We start from the raw sequence: 12,152 nt of genomic DNA, 5'->3' as shown, positions 1-12,152 counted from the left end.
TCCCCTTCGGGCCATCGCCCAAGAACGGCGATGTTGTAATGACCTTCGGCCATTGCTCCGCCTCCGGGCACCACTTACAGGACTCAACTAAGCCTCGCTTCATAGTGGGGCTTTTTTGTGTCTGGAATATCGCAGGGCGAAACACGAACCGTATTCGATTTCTTTACGTCTTTATATATTGTTTGTATGACTCAGCTTTCTCCAACAGCCTTTTGGATAGTAGTTCATCCGCTTCATGAAGCTCTTTGTGTATCAATAAGGCTTCCTCTCTATAGGCTGCTCGTTTTTCATCAGTCCAATAAGCAGGGGGCTCTGAGAGATTGGTAATCCTATCAGCTAGCTTCACCATCCAGACTTCTCTGGGTTGTAGCTTGATCCTTTTTAAGGAATCGAGCATCTGTTCTCTCTTCGTTGGAAGCCGTTCATCCTTTGAAAGGGCACTAACACCTTGAGCTACATCTAAGCCGAAAATAGATTCAATTGTTCTGAAATCAACATCAGTATCCTCTAATACGTCATGTAACAGTGCACATTGAATTGCGAGATTTCCATTAAGGCTGGCATTAGAATTCAGACCACATATTAATTCCATGGTAACGCTCCCTATATGGTTAATATAAGGTATACGCTGGCCTTCTATTGGACCTCCATACGCTTGCCCTTCATGCGCCATAGTGGCGAAGTCCCAGGCTTTAACATAGTGATCTTGTGACCAATTTTGTATCATTTTATTTCCTTAGTTTGGATCTCCAATTAACAGCGTGGGAGTAATTGATAGTTGGCTGAACTGTAACATTTCACTACCCGCCTTACCTTTTCAGCACTTTACTTCCAATCATACCTTTATCGCTATGTCCTCCGTGCCCTCTGTGGTGAGTCTTTACTAAAGAAAGAGCGAAGTACTTTTACCACAGCGAACACAAAGGAAGATAATTGTGTCTTTAATTTTTAAAATCCACGTGGAGTACCTTACTAACACAACCTAACTTCCCTTCTTCGCTGTCGAGCATTGGAACTTAGAAACAGAATTAGACGATAGGCGAATTAATAGCCGCAACAGCGAACCTCGGGCCAGCTGAAACCGTTCAATCTTCGCCGACTAAGCAGTAGCTCTTGCTGCAATTGACCGGTACTCTGGATCTAGCTAATTTTTGACCGATTACACTTATTACCGAGGATTTCAGACATGTTCAGTCATATCATGGTTGGTGCCGACGATATTCAAGCGTCGAAGACTTTTTACGATGCGGTTTTAGGCGCTTTGGGCTACGAGCCTGGTGTGATGAGCACTGAAGACCGTTGTTACTACCGTAGCGAAAGCGGCGTCTTTGCCATCACCAAACCTCTTGATGGTGAAGCCGCCAGCCGCGGTAATGGCAGTACGATTGGTTTTACAGCCGAAACAACTGCGGCGGCTGATGCCTGGCATGCGGCAGGGATCGCCAATGGAGGCTCTACATGTGAGGATGCTCCTGGCATACGTAATAATCCGAATGGAGATCTTTACCTGGCGTATTTACTTGACCCCTCCGGCAACAAGATATGCGCTCTTCGACGAATGGGCTGACCACAGCTCAACTTCATCCGGACAGCTAATCGACCCCTCGCAACCGTAAGTCGAAAGTATTTCCTGAAATATCGCGGGGAAGAATCAGTCCTCGCGAATAATGAGTCGCTGTGGATAACTATTACGGGATGCATGAAAGAGATTGTAAAGCTTATTATCCCTGACTCGAGGCCGGTGAAAGAACGGCAATCGTCCTATACAGACATATAGGTTTTATTCGTAAAAAAGGGGGAGGGAGAGAAATAGACACCCCAAAACAGTCTGGTGAAACCAGAGCAGTATGTTTCGAGGTGTCGAGGTGTCGAGGTGCTAATTACACGTAGCTTACTGGTTCAGAACCTGTTCTTTAAAGGCTGGAACAATCTTCTCCCAGTAGCTAAAAGAATCTTCAAGGTTTTCTATGGTGACACCATAATCAATATTTACAGCCATATCTAGATTTGGATCACCATCGCTATCCAGATACGCAACGCCAAACTTCTTAGTTCTATTCCACTCGTTTACTGTTTCAAGTGAAACTCTGTCTTCTACGACCCAGGCTGTGCCAAATTTAATCTCATCGCACCTTTCACCATCAGAGTTACAGCCGTGAAAATAAATGCCATATTTAGTGCCATCTATCCGTCCGCTTATTTTTGGATCTCCAGCAGAATCCTCTGTCAATCGAGCGCTGCCAAAGCCTCTGGCAATATTTAAAATAGCCTCAGGATCATCAGCAGAGATTAAATCTGCGGCATATGTCGTTGGAGCGATTAAGGGAGCAAGCATGCAAGCTGATAAAAACGCAGATTTGATAATAAGTTTTCCCATAGCTGTCAAAATCCTTATATAAGTACGTAAAAAATTTTTATGTAATCCATATAATGTACACCCTGGCGATTAAGCGCTCAACGATGTAATCGGCTTCAGCAATGCATGAGACATTAAACACAAGCGTCACAGAACCCTAAAGTTAAGTAATTGTATATTAGGCGTTTAAGATAAACGACTATTTCTTAACCACTAAATACTCATCATGAGCACGTAGAGGCCTTAATCTTTTAGTTTCTTCACCTCGATAGCCTAAACACTCTACGAGAGATAACGGGAGCAAAACAAAGATTCATCTCCATTCCTGAGCGAATACAACTAACTCAGAGCCTCACCATCGAGCATATTTTGTTCGCAAAGCTGACCAATCAACTCGATCAGCAAAGCCTCCAAAGCACGGCAAGCGGTTGTTCTCGGACGGTCCTTCAAACGCACCAGCGAATGAATTCTCTCGATACTCGGCTGAATGATTTTCAAGGCACTTAACTCACCCCTTTGCAACTCCATCTCCATCACATCTCTCGGGATAATCGCATTCGCAATCCCGCTGTTGACCAAACACCGTATCCCCAAGCCGGTGTTTTGTTCATAGCGAATATCTAGCGGACGACGAGCTTCCAGCGCAGCCTGCTCAATGTGCAGGCGAATGTTATGCGGGCGAGAAGGTGCGACGAGGGGGTAATCTGCCAGCTCCTCAAATAGAATGGTCTCATTCTCCATCACCGAACCTATGTTTTTCCCAACAAGACACAGAGACTCTCGGTATACGGGTAACACTTCCACGCCACTGAGATCAGCGGCATTAGGAATCAATCCAAGATCGACCTTTCCATCAGCGACCTGCTGAGCAGCCACAAGACTCATGGCATCAAAAACATTTAACTGAACCTCAGGAAAACGCTTTTCTGTCTCGGTTACGAGCAAAGGTAACAGGGAGTATGCCTTAGAGGCATCAATCACAAGACACACCTCCCCCCTGGGAGAAAATTCATGAGAATTCACATCCGCCCGTGCACTTTCAACCTGCCGCAGGATCAATCCTGCATGGTGGAAAAGCTTTTCCCCCGCGGGGGTAAGCTGAACCCCTTTAACGGTTCGGATGAACAACTTTACCTCAAGTTCTTTTTCCAGAGCCGCTACCTGATGACTCAGCGCCGGCTGCGCTATATACAACTGCCGTGACGCCGCTGAAACACTACCTAGCTCTGCTATTTTGAGAAAGTACTTCAACTGATTGAGTTTCACATCGGTCCCTCCAAATCATCTCACCTGCTTCTTGTCATATTTTTTTTATATGGAACACTATAGTCATTATGTATTTTTTTTTATACAAGATCAGGATTACAGTGATTTGAATCGCTTTCATCTGGCTTGGCACGGCCCAGTTGGTTGAGTCACCAGCCGTAGTAGTCAGCATAAAATAATAACAATCTGGCTTTTTAGAGGAATAGATAATGAGCGTCATCCATAAAGAAAAAATTGAAGGTCCATCAGCCTGGAAAGGAAAAGATATAAAGGATGACGGGACATGGATTTATCATTGGTCTGATGAATCCATTAGCGTTCTCGAAAAGGCCTTAGAAAACGTCAAACAAAAAGGACTAAAAGTCCCCGACTTTGCCAAAGAAGATTTCCCGATTACAGCTCTCACAGAAGAGATCAATTACTTCAATGAGGAACTTGAAAATGGGAAGGGTTTCATCGTCATTCGCGGCTTACCAATTGAGCAATATACGGATGAAGAAGCAGCCATTATTTACTACGGCCTGGGCCTTCATATGGGCACACCGGTTTCTCAAAATATAAAAGGCGACATGCTAGGGGATGTAAAAAATATTGGAGCCATAGATCCAAAGCAAGTTCGTGTATATGAGACGAATGAATATCTGCCTTATCACGCCGATCTATCGGATGTTGTTGGCTTACTTTGTTTGCGCAAAGCCAAATCAGGCGGTGTGAGCAGCCTTTCAAGTGCGATGACACTCTACAATGAAATCCTGGAAAAACACCCGGAGTATCTTGGGCTTCTGCACCGCCACTTCCTGTTAGAGCATCTTAATGACGGTGACGTTGGTCAAACACCAATCTTTAGTTATCACAAGGGCAAATTAAGCGGTATGTATTTGCGCCAGTATATAGAGATAGCTCAGGAAAATGCAGGCTTACCGTTATCCACTGTCGAAGTTGAAGCCTTAGATCTCGTTGATTCGATTTTAAGTGATCCGGATATTCGTATAGATATGTTGATGGAGCCCGGTGATATCCAGTTCGCAAATAACTATGCCATCTTCCATTCCCGCACGGGCTTCGAAGATTACGACGAACCTGAACGCAGACGGCATCTTTATCGACTATGGCTGAAGATGCCTAATGCCAGGGAGCTGGCTTCAGATTTCCCGGGCCGTAGTGGTATTTCCAAACGCTAATAAACAGCGATCCCATATTCTCGCATGACACTCAACACCCCATGTTTTTTAAAAAAATATGGGGTGTCATACCCCTATGTTTTTTATTTATACAAGACAAAGGTGACCATCATTTGAGTCACCTTTAACCTGAAAATAATAATAACCCGGATCAGGATATGACGCTCAACACCGCAACCCAGCACGATAACTTACTTAACAGCCTTCTCCCCCAGCTGGGCCAGCTGATCCCTGCGCAATTCATTATCACTGAAGTTGAGCAGTTACACGCTTACGAATGTGACGCTTTCACCACCATGCGTCAGCTACCATTACTGACCGTGCTACCAGAAACCATCGAGCAGGTGCAGCACGTAATGCGTTGCTGCAATCACTTGAATATACCGGTGGTTGCCAGGGGGGCAGGAACCGGTTTAACTGCCGGCTCGATGCCGGTTGAGAATGGTGTCTTGCTGGGTATGAGCAAATTTAACCAGATCCACGATATCGATCTTAACAATCGCACCGCCCTGATCGATCCTGGAGTACGCAATCAGTCGGTATCTGATGCCGTTGCCCCCCACAACCTGTATTTTGCACCGGACCCGTCATCGCAACTGGCCTGTTCGGTCGGCGGCAATGTCGCCGAAAACGCTGGCGGGGTGCACTGTCTCAAGTACGGTCTGACCGTACATAATATCCTTGAGCTTGAACTGGTAACCATCGAAGGCGAGCTGATTACCCTTGGCAGTGCGGCGCTGGACGCGGCGGGGTACGATCTCACCGCAATCATGACAGGTTCAGAGGGTCTGCTGGGTATCATCGTCAAGATCCGGGTCAAGCTGCTACCTATCCCAGCCAGCACACGTGTCATGCTGGCCGCCTTCGCAACCATAGAGGACGCCGGTCATGCCATTGCGGCAGTGATCGGTGCCGGAATCATTCCTGCCGGACTGGAGATGATTGACCAAACCGGTATCCGTGCCATCGAAGAGCTAATGCATGCGGGTTACCCGGTCGATGCCGCAGCTGTCATTATCTGCGAACTGGATGGCAGTGCTGCGGAGGTTGAAGATGAACTGAATAACGTCATCAGTATATTCACCGGCCTCAACGCGACTGACATTCAGATCGCCAATAGCGCCGAAGAGAGCAAACGAATCTGGGCTGCCCGTAAAGCAGCGTTTCCCGCACTGGCCCGGCTGGCGCCGGATAACTATATTATGGACGGCACTATTCCGCGCCGCGCACTGGCTCAGGTTTGGAAGCAGATCAACCAACTGGCTGACCAATATCAGCTGCAAGTGGTCAATGTATTCCATGCCGGGGATGGCAATATGCACCCATCGATCCTTTTTGACTCCTCTGATGATGACCAACACCAGCGAGCCTTTGAACTGGGCACCCGTATTCTTGAGCTCTGTATCGAAGTCGGCGGAACGATTTCCGGCGAACACGGCATCGGACTGGAGAAGATCAATCAGATGTGCCTGCAGTTTTCCCCGATCGAGCTGCAGCAGTTCCACGCCCTGAAACAGGCATTTGACGCAAAACAACTCCTCAACCCTGGCAAGCAGATTCCGACCCTGGCCCGTTGTGCCGAATTTAATGCCATGCATGTACATCATGGCGAGATGCCTTTTCCCCACCTGGAGCGCTTCTGATTATGCAAGCTGTGGCAGAACAAGTATTTCCGGGAGCCCTGACCCAGGATCAGGCCCGTGACCAGGCTCAGTCGTTAGCCAATCAGGTAGAGCAGGCATTTGTAAACCAGCAGCCCCTGGTAATATGCGGCGGTGGAAGTAAGCGCTTTTATGGTCGCCCCCTTGAGGGAGAAACACTGTCGCTCAGTGATTATCAGGGTATTGTCAGTTATGAACCTTCCGAACTGGTCATCACCGCCCGGGCAGGTACCCCGCTCCAGGTCATAGAAACCGTACTGGCTGAACAAGGGCAGATGCTGGGCTTCGAACCGCCTCATTACGCAGATAATGCCACTCTGGGCGGTACTATCGCCTGTGGATTATCCGGCCCCCGGAGACCTTATAGTGGTGCGGCACGGGACTTTGTCCTGGGTGTCACTATGATCAACGGTAAAGGTGAAATCCTGCGCTTTGGCGGTCAGGTGATGAAAAATGTAGCGGGCTATGATGTCTCCCGGTTGATGAGCGGCGCCCAGGGCACCCTGGGTGTACTGCTGGAAATCAGCCTGAAAGTAATCCCCATGCCAGCCCATGAAGAGACCCGGGTACTCAGTTGTAGCCAACAACAGATGCAAACCCTGTTATGCGACCTGGGGCGTCAGCCATTGCCGATCTCAGCCACCCTGTTCCATAACGACCAGCTCTATATTCGCCTGTCTGGTGCAACCGCCGGCGTCCATAGCGCAGCACAGATAATTGGCGGGGAGCGATTGAGTACAGATCAGTTCTGGCTGCAGGCAAAAGAACAACAACATCCATTCTTTCACCCTGCACAACCCTGCTGGCGTCTGTCATTGCCACCGGCGGCAGCGGCTGTTCCTGATGCTCTTGCCAGGCATCAGCTGATCGAATGGGGCGGAGCGCAACGCTGGCTCTACAGCGAAGCTGACCCTTGCCAGATTATTCAATGGGCTGAAGCGAATGGAGGCCATGCCACGGCGGTGGATCGCAGTGAACCTGGCCACACCCTGTTTCATCCGCTCAGCAATGCCCTGCTACCACTTACCCAGCGAATAAAACAGAGCTTCGATCCGGCCGGCATCCTGAATCCTGGTCGCCTGTATACCGAGCTGTAACCTACTTAAATATAGATGGAAAACAACTGTGCAGACCAACATCACAGAATCACTGAGACAGAGCCCGCTCGGCCAAGAGGCAGAATCAATACTCCGCAAGTGTGTTCATTGTGGCTTCTGCCTGGCAACCTGTCCCACCTATAATCTTACCGGGAATGAACTAGACAGCCCCCGGGGACGGATCTACCTGCTCAAGCAGTTGCTGGAAGGTGACCCTGTTTCCCAGCTCACCCAGCAACATCTGGACAGCTGTCTGAACTGTCGTGCATGTGAAACCACCTGTCCTTCTAATGTGCAGTATCACCGCCTGCTGGAGATCGGTGTGCCGCTTGTCGAGCAGGAGGTACCCCGCAACCTGAAACAACGCCTGCTGCGTACCGCGATTCTTAATGTTTTACCTTACCGCAACCGTTTCACCCGTTTATTACGTACAGCACAGGCTATTCGTCCGCTACTGCCCAAAGCACTCAGCAACAAAGTGCCCGCCAGGAAACTAACCACCACGGCTGCCAAGCAGACCCAGGCTGCCCTGCAGCGCACCATGCTAGTACTTGAAGGCTGCGTACAACCCGCCATTGATCCGGATATCAATGCGGCGACCACCCGGGTATTGAACAAACTTGGAATATCTCTGATTACCGCCCCTAAGGCGGGTTGTTGCGGTGCGCTGAGCTATCACCTCAATCAGCAGCAGGATGGGCTGGACTTTATGCGTCGCAATATCGATGCCTGGTGGCCACAAATCGATCAGGGCTGTGAAGCGATCATCATGACCGCCAGCGGCTGTGGTACCACGGTAAAGGAGTATGGTGAGCTGCTTAAAGATGATCCTCACTACGCAGAAAAGGCCCGCCGGGTTTCAAAACTGACAAAAGATATTGTGGAAGTACTCAGTCAGGAAGCCATTGAAACGTTGCCAATTAATACGACGGCCAGCCTGGCGTTCCAGTGTCCCTGCTCGTTGCAACATGGTCAGGGACTGGCGGGGAGCGTTGAAGCGTTGCTCAGCCGAATGGGCTTTGAACTGAAATCCGTCATAGACAGTCACCTTTGCTGCGGCTCAGCAGGCACTTACTCAATTTTTCAACCTGAGCTGGCAACCGAGCTTAGACAAAACAAACGTAGAACCCTGGAACGTTCCGGTGCAGATCAATTTGTATCCGCCAATATCGGTTGTATCAGCCACCTGTCTGAGGGTGCTGATCGTCCGGTCAGACACTGGATACAAGTTGTCGATACAGCACTGGAATAAACTCCAGCTTGAAATAAACCAGGCCTGATGAAAGGCAAAACAATAAAAAGAAGGTAAAAACGATGAAACTAAAAACGCTGTTCAAACCGCTAACCGGCATTGCACTAAGCATGACCCTTGCCACCAGCGCATTAGCGGAAACCACCATGCGGGTTGCCAGCTGGCTGCCACCAACCCATCCACAGAATGCTGTAGTACTGGACACCTGGGGTAAGTGGATCGACGAAGCCACCGACGGCCGGGTGAAAATGGTGATCGAATACGGCATGGGCCACCCAAAGACCATGTTTGAGCTGGTGGAAGATGGCGTTGTCGATGCCAGCTGGAGTGTACACGGCTATATGCCCGGCCGCTTTAAACTGACCGAATCAGTCGAGTTGCCTAACCTTAACGCCAGCGCTGAAGCAGCCTCAGTCGCCCTGTGGCGAGTGAATAACAAGTATTACAAACAAGCTAATGAACACGAAGGTTTGACCCTGGCAGCACTGTTTACCCACGGGCCGGGCCAGATCCACCTGGCGGAACCAATCAGTTCGCTGGAAGAGATGAAGGGCCGTAAAATCCGTCTCGGTGGCGGAATTCAAGGTGCTCTGGGTAAGCGAATGGGCGTAACCCCGGTAGGCGCTCCCGCCACTAAGGTGTACGAAATGATGCAGCAGGGTGTTGTCGGCGGCGTCTTTATCCCGGCAGGCGAGCAGAAAACCCTGCGCCTGAATGAAGTTACAAAGCAGCTGGTTCTGCTACCGGGCGGTATGTACACCATGAGCTTTTCGATGTTCCTCAACCCTGGTTTCATGGCCGGTCTGAGTCAGTCTGACCAGGAAGCAATTATGAAAGTATCAGGTGAACAGCTATCCGCATTGGCAGGCCGGGCCTGGGATGCCGGTGATACTGAAGGCCTGAAGATAGCAAAAGAAGCCGGAGTGTCGATTCTTGAGGTACAGCCTGGCGATCCGATTGATCAGGAGTTCCAGACCATGATCAAAGGTATGGATGAAGATTACCTTACCCGGGTTGCAGACAGGGACGTAAATGCAGCAGGCGCGCTAAAAGAGTTACGTGAGATTGCAAGAAACTATAATCCTTAACGGTCCTGTCAGAGTTATGCAGGTCTGAAAGCAGGACCTGTATATTCTGGTTAAATCTGTTCAGCCAGGTTAACAATCGATCAGCTATCAAATTAAACCAGACGTCCTGTGTTTAGTTTTGATTATTAACCTGCTGAGGAAAACAGAAATGAAATGGCTGATCGAGCCTGCCGATCAATCTTCCTTTCCCGTCTGCATGCCTGGCCATAAAGCTGCAGACGGGCTTTTTTCCTTACAACCTCTGGCCAGCACGCCCAAGATCCACTTTCTGCGTAATAATAGTAAGCAGGGGTTCTCTGCTTCCTTCGCTAAAGCCCCCCTAATTTTCCTTCCCGCACAGTTAAGTATTTAAACTTCGATATAGAATAGAGCCGAAACGAAGACACGGGAGAGGGACATCATCCAATCGGATAAAACACCGGTATCAGGAAGCTCAGGGATAGCCACATTATGATGGTTAGTGGGATACCAACTTTTAAAAAGTCGTTGAAGGTGTAGCCCCCTACGGTCATTACCAACAGATTTGTCTTATAAGCCATTGGGGTGGCATAGCTCATATTGGCGCCAAACAATACAGCCAGCACGAAAGGCTCTAGCGGCATGCCTAATTGGTTAGCGATCCCGATTGCGATGGGTGTGCCGATCACGGCTGCCGCGTTATTTGAGACGATATTGGTCATCACCGCCATTAATAGCATCAGCCCACTTAACTGCATCGTCACCGACATCCCCGCCGTCAGATTAACAAAGCCTGCGGCCATCGCATCTGCAGCACCGGTTTCAAGCATGGCGAACCCCAGCGCTAATGATGCAGCAACAATCAGTATGATCTGCGCATTGACGGCCTGAGCCATATCTTTCCAGCCCAGGCAGTTTGTCAGCGCCAGTAACAGCACACCACAGACCGCACTGATAGCGATGGGCAGAATCCCTAATGCTGCGATAGCGACAACAGTGATCATAATCATTAATGCCAGTGGCGCTTTTTCTGAATGAGGGATATGTGAGGTAGCATCCAGTACCAATATTTTGCCCTGCTGCTTTAGGTCTGCGATTGTTTCACTCGCACCCTGTACCAGCAAAACATCACCCACCTGCAACTGCGTATTATCTATATCCGCCACCGCTTGACGACTCTGTGTGCCAGAACGATGTAGCGCCAGAACAACCAACTGATAACGATCAGCAAAACGTGTTTTTGCAACTGTCGTATTCAATAGCGGCGAGCCCTGAGCAATGATAATTTCCGCTAACTGCTGACCTTCTGCCTGCAAAGGATGATCATCGTCTATTTTTTGATCACTGCTATATAAGTCGGCATCCAACAGTTTCTCATACGCTTTTAGATTTTCCGGACTATCACTCAACAACAGTTGATCATCCTGCTTCAAGGTCAATTGCCGGGAAGGCACCGTCAGTGCATCGCTCCCTGCCCTTTTAACATACTGTATTTTGATCTGTTTATCGGTCTGTTCAATAATCTCTTCAACGGTTTTACCGTCAGAAAAGCCATCCTGATTAATGTTTAGCGCGGCGGAAAAAATACGCGGCGATGTGTCGCCAAGCTCCGATGCCCGATCGGGCAGCATTTTCGGCGCCACCAGCCATAAGTACATAATGGCTATCAGACTGCTGAGCGCCACGGGCAAAATAAATTCAAACATGGAGAAAGGATTCATTCCCATGCTCACAGCCACCGACACCACCAGCAGGTTCGTCGATGTACCGATGGTGGTTCCCATCCCTCCTATCAGCGTAGCAAACCCCATGGGCATCAGAATACGTGAGGCCGAGGTTTTCATACGTAACGAGACACTGGTCAGGATGGGCAGCAGTAAAATAACGATAGGCACGTTATTAACAAACGCACTCAATACGGCCCCGACTATCAGTGTCAGTAAAAAGGACAGCTGCGGCGATACTTCCCATAAGCGAGTCAGCGCTCTGCCAACGGGCTCAAGCGCCCCTGTTCGCGCCAGCGCGTGGCCTATTATCATCAATGCAGTCACAGCGACCAGGGCTTCATGCCCAAAGCCGGAAAAGAAATCTACCGCGTGAAGTGTTTTGCCATCAGAGCTAAAAGGGAAAAGCTGAAAGCCGGTAGCCAGCGCGGCCAGAACAAATAAGCTGGAGGATTCCAGCGGCAGCCAGTCCCGGGTAAACAGAAACAGAGCCAGGGCTGTCAGTAACAGAACGGCAATGGCATGAGTATTCAATACTATGTCAGCGGGCATCATTATATTTGCTACTC

At 49.2% G+C, this 12,152-nt stretch carries 11 protein-coding genes; 7 read left to right on the top strand and 4 right to left on the bottom strand.

What is annotated here, in order from left to right; genetic code table 11:
• Positions 1–163: 163 nt before the first annotated feature.
• On the bottom strand, positions 164–727 hold the full coding sequence (locus AMJAP_RS00600) for an HD domain-containing protein (protein WP_019621120.1): 564 nt from the start codon (positions 725–727) through the stop codon (positions 164–166).
• Positions 728–1,186: 459 nt separating this feature from the next.
• On the opposite strand from AMJAP_RS00600, the gene AMJAP_RS00595 reads away from it, so the two are divergent.
• Positions 1,187–1,567: a VOC family protein gene (locus tag AMJAP_RS00595; protein WP_019621121.1), complete on the top strand. Its 381-nt coding sequence runs from the start codon at positions 1,187–1,189 to the stop codon at positions 1,565–1,567.
• 324 nt (positions 1,568–1,891) lie between these two features.
• On the opposite strand, the gene AMJAP_RS00590 is transcribed toward AMJAP_RS00595, so the two are convergent.
• Positions 1,892–2,377 (bottom strand): YbjN domain-containing protein, encoded by a 486-nt coding sequence (locus AMJAP_RS00590; protein ID WP_019621122.1) that lies wholly within the window; start codon positions 2,375–2,377, stop codon positions 1,892–1,894.
• Positions 2,378–2,695: 318 nt separating this feature from the next.
• Positions 2,696–3,622, bottom strand: a complete 927-nt coding sequence (locus AMJAP_RS00585) for a LysR family transcriptional regulator (protein ID WP_019621123.1) — start codon at positions 3,620–3,622, stop codon at positions 2,696–2,698.
• 209 nt (positions 3,623–3,831) lie between these two features.
• On the opposite strand from AMJAP_RS00585, the gene AMJAP_RS00580 reads away from it, so the two are divergent.
• From AMJAP_RS00580 to AMJAP_RS00555, 6 genes are all read left to right on the top strand, one after another.
• Positions 3,832–4,803, top strand: a complete 972-nt coding sequence (locus AMJAP_RS00580) for a TauD/TfdA family dioxygenase (protein WP_019621125.1) — start codon at positions 3,832–3,834, stop codon at positions 4,801–4,803.
• A gap of 158 nt (positions 4,804–4,961) precedes the next feature.
• A complete protein-coding gene (locus AMJAP_RS00575) occupies positions 4,962–6,446 on the top strand; it encodes an FAD-linked oxidase C-terminal domain-containing protein (protein ID WP_019621126.1) in 1,485 nt (494 codons plus the stop codon).
• A 2-nt stretch (positions 6,447–6,448) separates the two neighbouring features.
• Positions 6,449–7,561: a glycolate oxidase subunit GlcE gene (gene glcE / locus AMJAP_RS00570; RefSeq protein ID WP_019621127.1), complete on the top strand. Its 1,113-nt coding sequence runs from the start codon at positions 6,449–6,451 to the stop codon at positions 7,559–7,561.
• 28 nt (positions 7,562–7,589) lie between these two features.
• Complete coding sequence (glcF, locus tag AMJAP_RS00565) at positions 7,590–8,813, top strand: glycolate oxidase subunit GlcF (RefSeq protein WP_019621128.1); 1,224 nt, start codon at positions 7,590–7,592, stop codon at positions 8,811–8,813.
• Between the two features lie 62 nt (positions 8,814–8,875).
• Positions 8,876–9,901: a TRAP transporter substrate-binding protein gene (locus tag AMJAP_RS00560; RefSeq protein ID WP_019621129.1), complete on the top strand. Its 1,026-nt coding sequence runs from the start codon at positions 8,876–8,878 to the stop codon at positions 9,899–9,901.
• A 148-nt stretch (positions 9,902–10,049) separates the two neighbouring features.
• A complete protein-coding gene (locus tag AMJAP_RS00555) occupies positions 10,050–10,253 on the top strand; it encodes a hypothetical protein (RefSeq protein ID WP_019621130.1) in 204 nt (67 codons plus the stop codon).
• A gap of 46 nt (positions 10,254–10,299) precedes the next feature.
• Here AMJAP_RS00555 and AMJAP_RS00550 read toward each other — a convergent pair whose 3' ends face one another.
• Complete coding sequence (locus AMJAP_RS00550; protein WP_019621131.1) at positions 10,300–12,138, bottom strand: SLC13 family permease; 1,839 nt, start codon at positions 12,136–12,138, stop codon at positions 10,300–10,302.
• Positions 12,139–12,152: the final 14 nt, after the last annotated feature.

It is taken from the genome of Amphritea japonica ATCC BAA-1530 (assembly GCF_016592435.1).
GTDB classification, from domain to species: Bacteria; Pseudomonadota; Gammaproteobacteria; order Pseudomonadales; family Balneatricaceae; genus Amphritea; species Amphritea japonica.
This window is presented reverse-complemented; position numbering and strand designations above follow the sequence as displayed.